Here is a 14065-nt window from a genome sequence, read left to right on the forward strand (position 1 = left end):
GTGAGCACACCAGTCGACGCCGACGCTCATCCCGCGATCGTCGAGAAGCTCTCGCTGTTGGATCGCTTCCTGCCGGTATGGATCGGCATCGCGATGGCCGTCGGCCTGCTGCTCGGCCGGCTCGTTCCTGGCTTGAACTCCGCCCTGAATCATGTTGAATTCGACGGTATCTCGCTGCCGATCGCGCTGGGCCTGTTGATCATGATGTACCCGGTGCTGGCCAAGGTCCGCTACGACCGGCTCGACACCGTGACCGGCGACCGCAAGCTACTCGTCAGCTCGCTGGTGCTCAACTGGGTGCTCGGGCCCGCGCTGATGTTCGCACTCGCGTGGCTGCTGCTACCGGATCTACCCGAGTACCGCACCGGGCTGATCATCGTGGGTCTGGCCCGCTGCATCGCCATGGTCATCATCTGGAACGACCTGGCGTGTGGCGACCGTGAAGCGGCAGCTGTCCTGGTGGCGCTCAACTCGATCTTCCAAGTCGTCATGTTCGCTGCCCTCGGCTGGTTCTACCTTTCAGTGCTGCCCGGCTGGCTCGGCTTGGAACAGACCACGATCAGCACCTCGCCGTGGCAGATCGCCAAGTCGGTGCTCATCTTCCTCGGCATCCCGCTGCTGGCAGGCTATCTGTCGCGCCGCGTGGGGGAGAAGACCAAGGGGCGACTCTGGTACGAGTCGAGGTTCTTGCCCCGCATCGGGCCATGGGCGCTCTACGGTTTGCTGTTCACCATCGTCATTCTCTTTGCGCTGCAGGGTGATCAGATCACCAGCCGTCCCCTCGACGTCGTGCGGATCGCGCTACCTCTGCTCGCCTACTTCGCGATCATGTGGGGCGGGGGATACGTCCTGGGCGCTCTGCTCGGCCTGGGCTATCAGCGCACCACCACGCTGGCGTTCACCGCGGCAGGAAACAACTTCGAACTCGCCATCGCCGTGGCGATCGCAACGTACGGTGCGACCTCCGGGCAGGCGCTCGCCGGCGTCGTCGGCCCGCTCATCGAGGTCCCCGTCCTCGTCGCGCTGGTCTACGTCTCCCTCGCCCTGCGAGGTCGCTTCAGGACGGAGTCACGATGACCGAATCCCCAACGCCGTCAGTGCTGTTCGTCTGTGTCAAGAACGGCGGCAAGTCTCAGATGGCCGCCGGGCTGATGCATAAGATCGCCGGTGCCGCCGTGGACGTGCACTCCGCTGGGACGAAGCCAGGAAGCGGGGTCAACAAGCTGTCTGCCGAGTCGCTCGCCGAAGTCGGCGTCGACATCAGCGGGGAGAAGCCCAAGCCCATCGCCGCCCAACTCCTGCGTGACGTCGACATCGTGGTCACCCTCGGGCGCGAAGCTCGTGTGGAATCCGTTGCCGGAACCCGGTTCGAGAACTGGGATACCGACGAGCCGTCCGAACGCGGCATCGACGGCATCGAGCGCATGCGGTTGATCCGCGACGACATCGAAGAGCGCGTCCGTCGGCTGCTCGAAGAACTCGGCATCAGCACCATCGCCTGACAGCGGGCTGGCGAGCGCTATTTAACGCAATAGCAAATTTCTCTGCACCCCGTCACTTAGTGTTCCGTTCAACACCCGCCACGGACGATCGGACTGCACGATGACGGCAGAGGACGTGGCGAACCCCGCTACTGCGGACGCATCGATTGAGGGTTCTGGCTACCAGCCGGAATTGAAGCGGACACTCGGGTCCTTTCAGCTGTTCGCGATCTCGTTCGCCTTCATCTCGGTGGCGGTCGGTGTCTTCGCCACGTACGGCATCGTGTTGAACAGTGCGGGACCGGTCGGGATCTGGCTGTGGGTCGTCGCGGCGGTCGGACAGACCCTGGTCGCTCTGGTGGTCGCACAGTTTGCGGCCCGGATCGCGCTCAGCGGGTCCTCGTACCAATGGGCCTCGCGCCTCGCCAACCCGAAGATCGGCTGGCTGTTCGGGTGGTTGACTTGCTGGTATCTGGCGACTGCGGTGGTGGCGATGGACAACGCGTTGGCCAGCCAGGCGTTCATGCCGCTGATGGGCATCCAGGAGAACGAGGACACCGCCCGGCTGATCACGGTGGTGATCCTGATCGTTCAGGCCGTGCTCGTGATCGCCTCGACTCGACTGCTCGGCCTGATCACCTCCGGTGCCGTGGCAATCGAACTGAGCATCGTCGCGGTGTTGGTGATCGCGCTGACCGCGGTCATGGCGTTCACGGGCAGCGGCAACCTGGAGAATCTGACATCACGTGGGATTACCGCGGACGCAGGGGATTACTTCGCGATCGGCGGCGGGTTGATGGCCGGGATGATCATGGGCCTCACCACGCTCGTCGGCTTCGACTCTGCAGCCAACCTCGCCGAAGAGGCCAGGGACCCGTTTCGTGGCGTGCCGCGCGCGATCGTGGCGTCGGTGGTCGCGTCAGGGGTGGCGGGGCTGTTGTTCCTGATCGCGCTCACCGCCGCGATCAAGGACATTGGGGCGGTGAGCGCCAGTGCATCGCCGGTCGCCGCGATCATCCGCGGTTAGCTGGGTCCGGTCATGGAGCGAGTCCTGCTGGCGGGCATCGTATTCGCGCTGTTCGGCGCGGGAATGGTGGTGATGGCCGCCTGCTCACGCCAGGTCTTCGCGATGGCGCGTGATGAGCGCTTCCCGGGGCACCGGGTGCTGCGACGGGTCAATCCGCGTACCCAGACTCCGGTCCCGGCGACGATCCTGATCGTGGCCGTGGGTGTCCTCCTGATGGTCGCGCTGCCCGGTGAAGCGCTGATGCAATTGATCATCGGGGGGACGGTTCTGCCCGCACTCATCTACGGCTCCATCGTGATCCTCTACCTGGCGGTGCGAAAACGCCTGGAGCGCAAGGAAGGCGGGTTCAGCCTCGGGCGCTTCGAGCTACCCGTCGCCATTGCCGCACTGATCTGGGTGGCGTTCGCGTTGTTCGTCCTGGTGACACCTGGCACCGCCTTCGTTCCCGACCTGGTCGTGCTCGGGTTGATCCTGGTCGGCGGAGTCTATTTCGCGTACATGTTGATCTTCAACCGCGAGGTGCTCGACACCGAACGGGGCGAAGGCGAGGCTTCTAGAAGTCGCTGATCCGGGTGTCGGCAATGGTTTCGGCGAAGCCGTTGCCGAACAGGGCTGCGGGCGTGCGGAAACCGGGCTTGTGCTCACCGGCCAGCACCCGGCGTGCAGCTTCTGCGGCGGCCATCGGGGTGAACGTGTAGCCGTTGACGGTATCGAGTACCGAGCGAGCCACCACACCGTCCTCGCCCTCGACCACCGCGGTCGCCTGGTAGCGATTGGCGTCCCGCTGCTCGGCGGTGGGGCCGTCGGGCAACGCCGCGAGATCGCCTTGCGGGAAGGCGCCACCCGAAACATGCACGAACGTCTCGATATTCGGGATCTTGGTAGCCTTCCAGATCGTCACCAGGTCTGGCAGAGTCACCGGCTGGCAGATCACCGGCCCGGTTCCGAAGTCGAACTCCCGAACATTGCCTGGGTCGCGGCTGGCGAGGGTTCCGTCGACGCGGTGGAGGACTTCGGTGGTCATGTTCTCGGCGGCACTGATCGCCGACCCCCGCGACATCGAGCCGGTGACGTGCAGGGCGATGCCCATGCGGCGCACGTTCGACACGCGCTGTGCCGCATGGCCCGCAAGGCAGCCGAGCATCGCTACGCTTCCGCCGCTGCCCGGTAGCAGCATGACCCCGGCGGCCTGCGCTTCTTCGTCGAGTGTCTCTGCCAAGAGGTAGCTGTCCAATTCGGCAGCGACGTCGAGGTAGTGAACCCCTGATCGGATGGCGGCCGTCACGAGGGGTTCTGCGGTCTTCGCGAACGGGCCTGCGCAGTTCAGGAGTACGGATACACCCGAGATCGCATTCTCCACCGCAGCAGTGTCCTGCAGACCGAAGGCCCGGTACTCGACGCCGAGTTCGTCGGCGAGCGGCACGAGTCGCGCGGTGTCGCGTCCGCCAAGGATGAGCTTGAGTCCCGCCGCGACGGCGTGTTCGGCGGCCATGCGGCCGGTGTAACCGGTGGCGCCGTAGATCATCAGTGTGTCCATGGTCAGTGCTGCCAGCTCTTGTAGACGAATTCGAGGCTGTATCCGTCGGGATCAAAGACGTTGGCGGCGTAGTAACGGGGATCGTAGTAATCCCGTGCCGCAGGTGGGCCGTTGTCGGTGGCGCCTGCCTCGATCGCGGCGGTGTAGGCGGCATCCACCTCGGCCTCACTGTCGGCGACGAAGCCGACGTGGGCGGCACGGCTGTCGACGACGCCATGCCTGAGCCAGAAGAAGATGCGACCGTTCGCGCCGAAGCCCTTCAGATCGGGATGTCCTGGGGGGCCGTCCTTTCCGTCATAGTCGACTCGCGTGGTGATGCCGAGCGGGGTGAGTGCCGCGGTGTAGAAGTCGATCGAGCGCGCGATGTCGCTCACCGAGAGAAAGACGTGGTCGAGCATGGGGGTCTCGCTTCCTATTCAGATGTTCGGGTGGTCAGATGACGAAGCCGCCCGCGACTTCGATGGACTGGGCATTGATCCAGCGGTTGTCCTCGGAGAGCAGGCTCGTGATGGCGCTGGCGACATCGTCGGGTTCGCCGACGCGACCGAGTGCCGTCTTTGCGGACAGCAGGGCCTCGAACTCATCGTTGAGTCCACCGCCGAGTTCGGTGCGAATCGGCCCTGGGGAGATCGCGTTGACTCTGATCCGTCGGTCGCCGAATTCCTGTGCCATGTAACGGGTCAGTACTTCGAGGCCGCCCTTGAAGCTGGCGTACGGCGCGACACCGGCAGTCGTCACCCGGGTGGTCGCGCTGGTCAGGTTCACGATGGCACCGCCGTCGGTGATCAGGGGCAGCAGTGTCTGGGTGAGGAAGAACGGTGCCTTGAGGTGGACGTTGAAGAGTCCGTCGAACTCGTTTTCGGTGACCGCGGCGATGGGGCTGAAGAGCCCGTACCCGGCGTTGTTGACCAGGTAGTCGAAGTCCTCACGACCCCACGTCGTCTGTAGCGCGGTCCGGATGGTGTCGCCGAACGCCGGGAACGACGAGGTATCGGCGACGTCGAGCTTGAGCGCGACGGCCTTACCGCCGCCTTCGATGATCGTGTCGACGATGCCAGCGGCGGATTCGGGATTGCTGTTGTAGGTCAGGATGACGCCCATCCCGCTTTCGGCGCATGCCAGTGCGGTGGCGGCGCCGATGCCCTTGCTGCCGCCGGTGATGATGACGATGCTCATGTGGGTTTGCCTTTCAACGGGGGTGAACGCAAGTCAAGCTGGACGACGACGGGTGTGGAAGGGCGAGCCTTCCTGGGAGTGCTGCACCTAGGCTCACGGTGATCACGGTCGCCCGAACCGGTCGAGGTGGTGCGGGCTTGTTGAACCCGGCTGGTTGAACCCGGCTGGCTGAAGCAACTACGGTTCGAAGATGACCGCCGCAAACGCCGAGCAGCAGATGCACGTCGAGAGCCTGCACCGCTATCCCGTCAAGTCGATGCTCGGTGAAACCGTCACCGCACTTCCCGTCAGCTACGCAGGCGCCGAGGGGGATCGGCGGCTGGCGTTGGTCGACCAGGAGACCGGCCGGGTCGCGAGTGCGAAGCAGGCCCGGCTGTGGCGGCAGCTCTTGAAGTGCAGCGCCAGCCTCGACGGCGAACGCGCGTGGATCCGCATGCCCGACGGCACCCGCGTGGCGTCCGACGCGGGCGGCGTCGAGGAGATGCTCTCCACGCTGCTGGCACGACCGGTTCGGCTGGCCGACCACCGGCCGCCGGGCGCAACTCTGGAGCGCGCCGATCCCGAGCAGGTTCTCGAGCAAGGCCTGGACGCCGAGGTCGACGCTCCGCTGCTGGTGCTGGGCGAGGGGTCGCCGGGTGACTCCTTCGTTGACCTGGCTCCCCTGCACGTGATCACCACCGCGACGCTCGAGCGCATCGGCACCGAGGCAGCGCGCTACCGGCCCAACATCGTGATCGCGACGCCACCGGGTTATCCCCCGTACTCCGAAAACCAATGGACCGAGCGCACACTCACCATCGGAGGTGTGCAGCTCAAAGCGATGGGCCCGACGCCACGGTGCGTGATACCCACCCTCGAGCATGGCGACCTCGGCCGGGCGCCGCATGCACTTCGCACTCCGGCCGCTGAGAACCGCGTCGAATCCTTCGGTCTGGGTGAGCTGCCGTGCGCCGGGTCATACGTCGAGGTGGTCACCGAGGGCACGATTCGAGTCGGGGATCAACTCTCCCTCCGCTGATTCGCGGCGTAGCCGGATCAATTGGCGGTCGCGCCACCGGACGCGGTCGTCCCAGTCATCGAGGTCCAATAGGGCGCGGCGCTGGTCCGTGACGCAGGCGACCAGTTCCGGTGTCCACGGATCATGCTGTCCGCGTTCTGCACCCATGCGTTCATATGCGGGCCCCATTTTCGAGGCATGCGATTCGATGCCGCCGCGGGTGTTGAGGTCGGCGGTCTCGAACGGACCGATGAAGCTCCAGCGCAAGCCCAACCCGCTGCGCACCACCTCATCGATATCGTCCACGCTCGCCACACCGTCGCGCACCAGGCAGTAGGCCTCATGCAACAACGCACCCTGCAGCCGATTGAACAGGAATCCCTCGACTTCTCGGCGGACCAGCACCGGGCGCAGGCCGGCGGCGCGGTACACCTCGGACGCACGCCGGGTGATGGCTTCAGCCGTGCACGACGACGGCACGACCTCGATGACGGGCAACAGGTATGGCGGGTTGCCGGGGTGTCCGACCAGAATCCGTTCGGCGACAGCGTGTTCAAGTCCTTCGGCTAGACGACTCGGCACTATCGCCGAACTCGAGCTGGCCAACGGAACTCCGGCAGCGGTCCGGACGGCGGACTGCCGCAACAGGTCCTGCTTGAGATCGACCCGTTCGGGTGCGCACTCCTGGACGAATTCCGCACCCTCGAGTGCGATATCCAGATCGGAGGTGAACCGTACCCGCGCCTCGGCGTCTGCACTATTCAGCTGCTTGAGCCGCGCGCGAAGATCATCGGCGGCCCGCGGCAGCGCGTCGTCGAACGGGTCGTACACCGTGACACCCGGGCAACCGCTGCAGGCGAACAGGATCGCGAACGACACCCCGATGGATCCGGCGCCGAGCACGGCCACCGGCGGCAGGCTCACCGCTGCCACCAACTCCGGTCGTCGTCGTAGCCGCGCGCCAGGATCGACAGCACCGCATCGACGCTCAGCTCGCGGGGGTTGTTGGCGGTCAGTCGGGTGGCCAGCATGGCCTGCTTGGCGACGAAGTCGAAGTCCTTGGGTTCCAGCCCGAGGGTGCGCAGATCCAGCGGCGCGCCCAACGTCTCCAGAATGACCTGCGCCCTGGAGGTCTCCGAGGAACAGCGCCGGGCCATCTTCGAGGGCAAGTGGAACGAGGGTGGATTCCACTTCGCCAACGAATGCTTCAACGATCTAGCCACCAACCATGCCGCGAGCGAGCTGGCCTCGGAGTTCATCCGCTCCAAGATCCGTGAGATCGTCAAGGACCCGGCGACCGCCGACCTATTGAGCCCGAAAACATACTCGTTCAATGGGAAACGGGTGCCGACGGGCCATGGCTACTACGACGCGTTCAATCTGGAGCACGTGCGTCTGGTCGATACCGCGTCGGAGCCCATCACCGCGATCACCCCTGCCGGGGTGCGCGTCGGCGGCACAGAGTACGAGCTCGATGTGCTGGTCTTCGCCACTGGCTTCGACGCGATGACCGGCACCCTGACCAATATCGACATCATCGGTCGGGAAGGAATCACATTGCGCGACAGGTGGGCCCGTGACGGCCTTCGCTCGAATCTGGGCATCGGTGTGCACGGTTTCCCGAACTTCTTCATGTCACTGGGGCCGCAGACGCCGTACTCGAACCTGGTGGTGCCGATTCAGCTGGGCGCTCAGTGGCTGCAACGTGCGCTGAGCTGGGCGCGGGACAACGGCGTCGAGGCCTTCGAGGCCACGCTGGAATCCGAGGATTGGTGGGCGGCCGAGACCGAGCGCACCGGCAAGTCCACGGTGATGTACACCGAGGGTAAGAAGGCCAAGGCCTGGTTCCTCGGCGAGAACGTATCAGGCAAGCCGGAGGCGTTCCTGGTCTATATGGGTGGCGGTCAGGTGTATCAGCACTACTGCCGTGAACTGGAGGAGTCCGGTTACGCGTCGATGCTCGCCGGCGACCGCATTGTGCAAGCGGTGAGTTAGCGTCATGAGGGGTTCGCGGTCCGCATGTAGGGCCCGCCTTCGATGATCGTGTCGACGATGCCCTTGCTGCCGCCGGTGATGGTGACGATGCTCATGTGGGTTTGCCCTTCAAAAGGGGTGAACGCAAGTCAAGTGCTGCACCTAGGAACGCAACTGGGCGGTGAGGGCGACCAGACGATCGAGAACCGCCAACGGGTCCGATGCCTCGGTGTCGACGGGGAAGACGACCCGCTCGACGTCGAGTTGGGTGTATCCGGCGACGATGGCCGCCTCGGCCGGCCCCACGTGCATGACCGTTACGGGTACCTCGCGGCCGGCGAGCGCGCGGAGTCGTTCGATCTTGGGCCCCAGCCCGTCGGGTGACTCAGGATTGGGGAACCAGGCGTCACCCGCCTGTATGACCCTGGGGAAGGCCTTCTCGCCGCCGCCAACGTAGACCGGGGGATGCGGGCGCTGAACGGGTTTGGGCCACGAATAGATCGGATCGAAGTCGACGAATTCGCCGTGGAATTCCGCCTTGTCGTGGTGCCAGATCTCCTTCATGGCGAGGATGTGCTCGGTCGCGATGGCCCCGCGCTTGGCGGGGTTCCCGCCGTGGGTCGGCACCTCCTCGAGATTCCAGCCGGTGCCGATGCCTAAGATGACCCGGCCGTTCGACCCTAGGTCCAGCGACGCGATGAGCTTGGCCGTGGTGATCGGATCACGTTGCGCGACAAGTGATATTCCCGTGCCGAGAAGTAGGTGATCGGTGACCCCGGCCATGACGCTGAGCGCCACGAAGGGATCGAGGGTGTGGTAGAGCGAGGCTGGGCGGTCGCCGAACGGATATGGCGATACCTCCTTGACGGGGATGTGGGTGTGCTCGGAGAGGAAGATCGAGTCGAACCCCCGTTCTTCGACGGCGCGACCGTACTCGGCCGGGGTGATGCTTGATCGGTCGGTGAACGTGCAGTTGATGCCGAACTTCATGGGAGCTTGGCCCTTTCGCGTGTGGTAGGACCCATGAAACTCGGAATGCCACATTCGCAGAAGGGCGAGCCTTCCTAGGTGCGCTACACCCTCTCTTGGCGACTGGTCGCGTTCAACGACCCCAACATCGCCAACGCGTCGGCGCTGGGTGATCCGGGCGCGGCGGTGGCGACCGTCAGCTGCTGGCCAGGGGCGCTTCGCACGTCGAAGACCTGGTGGGTGATCTGCAGCAGTCCGACTTCGGGATGGCGGATCGTCGTCCGCGTCGCGGTCAGCCCCTCGACGGTCTGGTCGTCCCACAGTTCGCGGAAGACCGGACTGTCGCGGTACAGGCGCTCGACCAACTCGGTGACTTCGGGATCTGGCGGGACGAAGCCCTCGGCCAGTCGCAGCGCACTGACCGTCGCCTTCGACACCTCCCCCCAGTTGACGTAGAACTCCCGCGCCACGGGGTCGAGGAAGATCGCGGCCATCACGCTGTCCTCTTGATGCAGCATGGGCGCCATGAAGGCCTGGGCGGCGGAATTGGCGACGAGGACGCGAAGCGCGGGGTTGGTGACGTAGGCGATCGCATGCGGGAACGCCTCCATCGTCTGGAGGAGTTCCTGGCTGACGGTCTCACCGGTTCGAGCGGAATTCGGCGAGAGCTTCGCGAGACGGAAGGCGTGCTCGCGGGCGTCCGGGGTGAGTCGTAGGGCTTGGCTTATCGCGTCGACGACCTGCGCGGAAGGGGTGCGCTCACGGCCCTGCTCCAAGCGGGCGTAGTAGTCGGCACTCACCCCAGCGAGGACGGCGACCTCCTCGCGCCGCAGGCCTGCGACGCGCCTGCCCGACGCCGCGGGCAGCCCCGCTTCCTGCGGCGTCACCCGCGCGCGCTGGGCGCGCAGGAAACCGCCCAGCTGGTTGACCGATGGCGGCGAAGCACTACTAGGCACGTTGGAGCTCCAACCTGTTATCGGTCGCGGCTTCGGCCAAGGTGTCGCGAAGAATGTCGGCGACGGTCGTCTTGGCCAGTGTGTCGCACAGCGCGGCGGTGGCCCGTTCGTAGGCGCGGATCAGTACGGGTTGGATCCCATAGCCCACATGGCATTCGTGGTCAGGGGGCGAGGCGTGCATGGCGAAGACATCCCCGCCGACCGCGCGGTAGACGTCGTGCAGGGTGATCCTCGAGGCATCGCGGGACAAGGCCCACCCGCGACTGCCGCTGGACTCGACGAGGCCGGCCTCCCGTAGCTCGCCGAGGTACCGGCGGATGACCACCGGATTGGTGTTGACGCTGGCCGCAATGCGTCGTGAGGTGCCGACCTCGTCAGCTGTGCCGCGGCGGTCGAACGCAATCCACGTCAGCACGTGGACGGCCAGGGTCATCTTGCTGTTCGCGCTCATTCTGCACCCGTTCCAAGCTCGGTGGTCACCGCTTCGGCGGGATTCGAACCAACTGTAACTGCTTCAGTTGCAGGTGTCACTTCGGCAGGATCGGCCGCGGGTGAGATTCGAACGGCTCATCCTGATGTCCGAATGAAAAGCGTTGCTCTCCACGGCATTCGACGACCCGTCGACGGTTCGGTGCCGCGGGAGGGCCGTTCCTGGGTGCGGCACTCCTAGGAAGGCTCGCCCTTCTGCGGGTGTCGTCATCCGGCTTGACTCGTCCTTACCGACACGTCAAGGCCGACCCGGCAACCGTCGTAATCGCACCATCTGCGCAACAAGGAGAACACGTCGTGGGACAACTCGAAGGCAAAGTAGCGCTCGTCACCGGAGGAAGCGCCGGTATCGGACTGGAGACCGCGCGCCGCTTCGCCGCAGAAGGTGCGCAGGTCTACCTGACCGGGCGCCGCAAGGAAGTGGTCGACGCGGCGGTCGCCTCGACGTGCTCGTCGCCAATGCCGGCGGCGGCAGTGTGGCCAGCTTGGGCGATATCACCGAAGAGCAGTACGACACCACGTTCGACGGCAATGTCAAGGGCTTGCTGTTCACCGTGCAGAAGGCGCTGCCGCTCCTGCACGACGGCGCATCGATCGTCCTGCTGTCCTCAGTCGCAGGCATCAAGGGCCTTCCTGGCGTAAGTGTTTATGCCGCAACCAAAGCCGCGATCCGCAACTTCGCCCGCTCCTGGGCGATCGAACTGGCACCGCGCGGCATCCGCGTCACTGCGCTGTGCCCGGGACCCATTGACACACCCGGCCTGGCCGAATTCGCCGCACAAGTACCCGGAGACGACGACGGCTCCGCCGTGACCCTGCCGATGGGTCGCCTGGGCGATGCCAAGGAAATCGCCGCCGGCGCCCTGTTCCTCGCCTCGGGTGAATCGTCCTTCCTCACCGGTTCGGACCTGATCGTCGACGGCGGCCAGGCAGCCGCCTGACATGTCCCAAGGACCAGCCCAAGTCATCCATCGGTTTGCACATCTACTGGAGGCACAATGAAATTCGGCGTCGCTACCTTCTTCACCGACCAAGGAATCGGGCCTGCCCGGTTGGCGCAGGCACTCGAAGAGCGAGGGTTCGACTCACTCTTCGTCACCGAGCACACCCACGTTCCGGCCTCGCGGCGCTCTCCGTTCCCCGCCGGTGGCGAGCTGCCCGAGAAGTACTACCGGATGTTGGATCCCTTCTTGGCGCTGACCGCGGCGGCATCGGTCACCAAGTCATTGCTCCTCGGTACCGGCGTGGCGCTGGTGGCCCAACGCGATCCCATCATCACCGCCAAGGAGGTCGCCACTCTCGACCTCATCTCGAACGGGCGCCTTCTGTTCGGGATGGGCATCGGCTGGAACCGCGAAGAGATGGAGAGCCACGGCACCGATCCAAAGACGCGAGGCAAGCTCACCGATGAACTCGTTGAGGCAATGCAGGCGATCTGGACCCGCGAGATCGCGGAATACCAGGGCGAATTCGTGAATCTCGAACCGCTGTACGCCTGGCCGAAGCCGGTCCAACGCCCGCACCCGCCCCTCTACTTCGGTGGCGGGCCCGCGGCCTTCCCGCGCATCGCGAGGTTCGGAGCGGGCTGGTACGCCGTCAGCCCCAGCAGTGAGGAGCTCACCGCGTCGGTGGCGCAACTGCGCGCGCTGACCGGAACCGACACCGCGGTCACTGCCGCCCACGTCGGCCCGGTCACCGAGGCAGCCCTGCGCGGTTACGAACACAGCGGCGCGGAGCGCGTCGTCTTCGACCTCGAGACGCTCGACGAAGGCGAAACGCTGGCTCAACTCGACCAGTACGTGGCCGTCGCGCGTTCCCTCGGCTGGTCACCATCCGGATCCGCTCGATCAGGCCGGCCCCAGCACCGAATCTGGAACGAGATCCCTCCTACCCCATTGGGGGACTTCGGTGAGCGGATCACGATCAAGGCGCTGACCGCCGACGTCGCACAGGTGCTGCGAGTCGCGGTCGCGGCAGGCACGGGGATCCCGAACCCGGCGGATCCGAGCGAACGGGAAGTCCATCCGATGGAGCAGATCGACGTCATCCTGACCGGTCGGATGAAGTACGTGGTCGACGGCAAGGAGCTCGTCATGGGGCCCGGCGAGGCGCTCGGGATCCCAGGTGGCATACCGCATTCCGCCGTGGCGCTCGAGGACACCACCATGATCGAGGTCTTCACACCGATCCCGGACTTTCCGACCAACGAAGTGCGGACACCGTGACACGCCCTTAGCGCCAGAACCAGTCCGTGTCACACCCGCCCGGCGGCGAATGCGGCGGCCTGGTCGGTCAATCCGACTTTCGTATAGCTGGTGTGCGCGGCATCGTCCCTCCCAGTGGAGCAGATGGGGTCACCCGGCGCGCACAACTCGATGGCCTTGCTCGCATAGAGCGGACCGATCGTGACGGGCGGAGAGTCGATCATCTTCATGAAGTCCGGGTCGGGCTTGCCAAGTAGTGCGACGGCCGCGACGTGGTCGGCGACGTTGGCGGGCATGGGTTTCGGCTTGTCCGACGGGTCCACCCCTGCCGGTACCGCGTTTGCGGTGACGAACCCGATCACTGCCGCGCCCTGCGAGTAACCGCCGAGCACCAGCCTCGTGTTGGGGCAGTTCGCCGACATGGCCTCGATGTGGTTGGCGGCGTCGCGGATACCGTCGACGGCGGTGGGGAAGTCGGTGCTCGCCGGGTAGACGACGGCATAGACGCCGACGGACTTGTCGCCGACCTTGGCGCGCAGGGCGTTGACGAAGTCCTGGCCGATTTCGCCAACGCCCGGCGGTGCGAACGTGCCGCGCGCGAACACGACTTCGACGTCGGGACACGGTGCCGCCGAGGCAGTCGGGACGCCCGCGGGCGCAATGAGAAGGGCGAAGCCGGTCACCGCGGCCGCGCAGGTCCGCCTTGCGGCGTCGCGTGCTGTCATGTCCCCAGACTGACACAGACTCGCCGAGCGACACCCTCGCCCGGCGCGATCGGTTTGGCAGTCGTCGCGGTGTGGCATGTTGGTGCCATGAGCAGCCCAGAGACTCCCGAAGAACGCACAGGCGAGTACAGCGTCGATGACGACAACCAACTCACCCAGGAGGACACCCTGATCGACAGGGGCGTCGATGACCTGCTCGACGAGGGCTACTCGCCTCCGGACAGGTGGAAGGAACCCCGGGATGACGAGACCCTCGACGAGCTGCTGTCGGAGGAGGAGCCCGACCCGGCGATGCAGCTCGACGATCCCGACGAGCCCGATGAGCAGTCCGGAAACGACGAGGTCGGGGACCTCCGCGCCGGTCGGCTCGTCGCCCCCGACGAAGGGTTCGGCGCGGACACCGAGAAGGACTTGATTGGCAGTGAGGTCGGCATCGACGGTGCAGCCGCCTCAGCCGAGGAGGCTGCGGTCCACGTCATCGCCGACGAGGACGAGGACTAAGCGGCCGTCGCCACCGTGCGGCGCCAACT

The 14065-nt window shown here is 65.6% G+C and carries 13 protein-coding genes and 4 pseudogenes; 8 read left to right on the top strand and 9 right to left on the bottom strand.

The window, feature by feature from the left end:
* Together arsB and ACRDUX_RS14720 are read left to right on the top strand one after the other, a co-directional pair.
* A pseudogene (arsB, locus tag ACRDUX_RS14715) lies at positions 1-1502 on the top strand (ACR3 family arsenite efflux transporter).
* A 100-nt stretch (positions 1503-1602) separates the two neighbouring features.
* Positions 1603-3075, top strand: a pseudogene (locus ACRDUX_RS14720) (amino acid permease).
* Here ACRDUX_RS14720 and ACRDUX_RS14725 read toward each other — a convergent pair.
* Genes ACRDUX_RS14725 through ACRDUX_RS14735 form a run of 3 tightly spaced genes read right to left on the bottom strand, consistent with a single transcriptional unit; the run spans position 3062 to position 5221 of the window.
* On the bottom strand, positions 3062-4045 hold the full coding sequence (locus ACRDUX_RS14725) for a saccharopine dehydrogenase family protein (RefSeq protein ID WP_526414762.1): 984 nt from the start codon (positions 4043-4045) through the stop codon (positions 3062-3064). The pseudogene ACRDUX_RS14720 and the gene ACRDUX_RS14725 overlap by 14 nt on opposite strands.
* Positions 4046-4047: 2 nt before the next feature.
* Positions 4048-4443, bottom strand: coding sequence for a VOC family protein (locus ACRDUX_RS14730; RefSeq protein ID WP_526414763.1), 396 nt, complete (start codon positions 4441-4443; stop codon positions 4048-4050).
* Between the two features lie 34 nt (positions 4444-4477).
* Positions 4478-5221 carry an SDR family NAD(P)-dependent oxidoreductase gene (locus ACRDUX_RS14735; RefSeq protein ID WP_526414764.1) on the bottom strand — a complete coding sequence of 248 codons (744 nt, stop codon included), beginning with the start codon at positions 5219-5221 and terminating at the stop codon, positions 4478-4480.
* Between the two features lie 190 nt (positions 5222-5411).
* On the opposite strand from ACRDUX_RS14735, the gene ACRDUX_RS14740 reads away from it, so the two are divergent.
* On the top strand, positions 5412-6239 hold the full coding sequence (locus ACRDUX_RS14740; protein ID WP_526414765.1) for an MOSC domain-containing protein: 828 nt from the start codon (positions 5412-5414) through the stop codon (positions 6237-6239).
* On the opposite strand, the gene ACRDUX_RS14745 is transcribed toward ACRDUX_RS14740, so the two are convergent.
* Both ACRDUX_RS14745 and ACRDUX_RS14750 read right to left on the bottom strand, forming a co-directional pair.
* Positions 6177-7142 carry a 3-hydroxyacyl-CoA dehydrogenase gene (locus ACRDUX_RS14745; RefSeq protein WP_526414766.1) on the bottom strand — a complete coding sequence of 322 codons (966 nt, stop codon included), beginning with the start codon at positions 7140-7142 and terminating at the stop codon, positions 6177-6179. The two genes, ACRDUX_RS14740 and ACRDUX_RS14745, sit on opposite strands and share 63 nt — an antisense overlap.
* On the bottom strand, positions 7139-7321 hold the full coding sequence (locus ACRDUX_RS14750) for a hypothetical protein (RefSeq protein ID WP_526414767.1): 183 nt from the start codon (positions 7319-7321) through the stop codon (positions 7139-7141). Before ACRDUX_RS14750 ends, ACRDUX_RS14745 begins: the two co-directional genes overlap by 4 nt.
* A 10-nt stretch (positions 7322-7331) precedes the next feature.
* Here ACRDUX_RS14750 and ACRDUX_RS14755 point away from each other — a divergent pair, with 10 nt between their 5' ends.
* Entirely contained in the window at positions 7332-8213 is an 882-nt protein-coding gene (locus ACRDUX_RS14755) for an NAD(P)/FAD-dependent oxidoreductase (protein WP_526414768.1), read from the top strand.
* Between the two features lie 141 nt (positions 8214-8354).
* Here the strand turns inward: ACRDUX_RS14755 and ACRDUX_RS14760 are convergent, their stop codons facing one another.
* From ACRDUX_RS14760 to ACRDUX_RS14770, 3 genes are all read right to left on the bottom strand, one after another.
* Positions 8355-9182 (bottom strand): LLM class F420-dependent oxidoreductase, encoded by an 828-nt coding sequence (locus ACRDUX_RS14760; RefSeq protein ID WP_526414769.1) that lies wholly within the window; start codon positions 9180-9182, stop codon positions 8355-8357.
* 83 nt (positions 9183-9265) lie between these two features.
* A complete protein-coding gene (locus ACRDUX_RS14765) occupies positions 9266-10117 on the bottom strand; it encodes a helix-turn-helix domain-containing protein (RefSeq protein ID WP_526414770.1) in 852 nt (283 codons plus the stop codon).
* A complete protein-coding gene (locus ACRDUX_RS14770) occupies positions 10110-10568 on the bottom strand; it encodes an RrF2 family transcriptional regulator (protein WP_526414771.1) in 459 nt (152 codons plus the stop codon). The genes ACRDUX_RS14765 and ACRDUX_RS14770 overlap by 8 nt, the downstream gene beginning before the upstream one ends.
* A 335-nt stretch (positions 10569-10903) precedes the next feature.
* Between ACRDUX_RS14770 and ACRDUX_RS14775 the strand changes: the two are divergent.
* From ACRDUX_RS14775 to ACRDUX_RS14785, 3 genes and pseudogenes are all read left to right on the top strand, one after another.
* Positions 10904-11547 (top strand): annotated as a pseudogene (locus ACRDUX_RS14775) (SDR family NAD(P)-dependent oxidoreductase).
* A gap of 57 nt (positions 11548-11604) precedes the next feature.
* Positions 11605-12411 (top strand): annotated as a pseudogene (locus ACRDUX_RS14780) (LLM class F420-dependent oxidoreductase); the annotation flags it as partial.
* A 147-nt stretch (positions 12412-12558) separates the two neighbouring features.
* Entirely contained in the window at positions 12559-12831 is a 273-nt protein-coding gene (locus ACRDUX_RS14785) for a cupin domain-containing protein (protein WP_526414775.1), read from the top strand.
* Positions 12832-12860: 29 nt separating this feature from the next.
* Here the strand turns inward: ACRDUX_RS14785 and ACRDUX_RS14790 are convergent, their stop codons facing one another.
* Positions 12861-13535 carry a cutinase family protein gene (locus ACRDUX_RS14790; RefSeq protein WP_526414772.1) on the bottom strand — a complete coding sequence of 225 codons (675 nt, stop codon included), beginning with the start codon at positions 13533-13535 and terminating at the stop codon, positions 12861-12863.
* Between the two features lie 87 nt (positions 13536-13622).
* Between ACRDUX_RS14790 and ACRDUX_RS14795 the strand changes: the two genes are divergently transcribed.
* A complete protein-coding gene (locus ACRDUX_RS14795) occupies positions 13623-14036 on the top strand; it encodes a DUF5709 domain-containing protein (protein WP_526414773.1) in 414 nt (137 codons plus the stop codon).
* The last annotated feature ends 29 nt before the right edge of the window (positions 14037-14065 follow it).

This window comes from Mycobacterium sp., assembly GCF_050701675.1.
In the GTDB taxonomy this organism is placed as follows: domain Bacteria; phylum Actinomycetota; class Actinomycetes; order Mycobacteriales; family Mycobacteriaceae; genus Mycobacterium.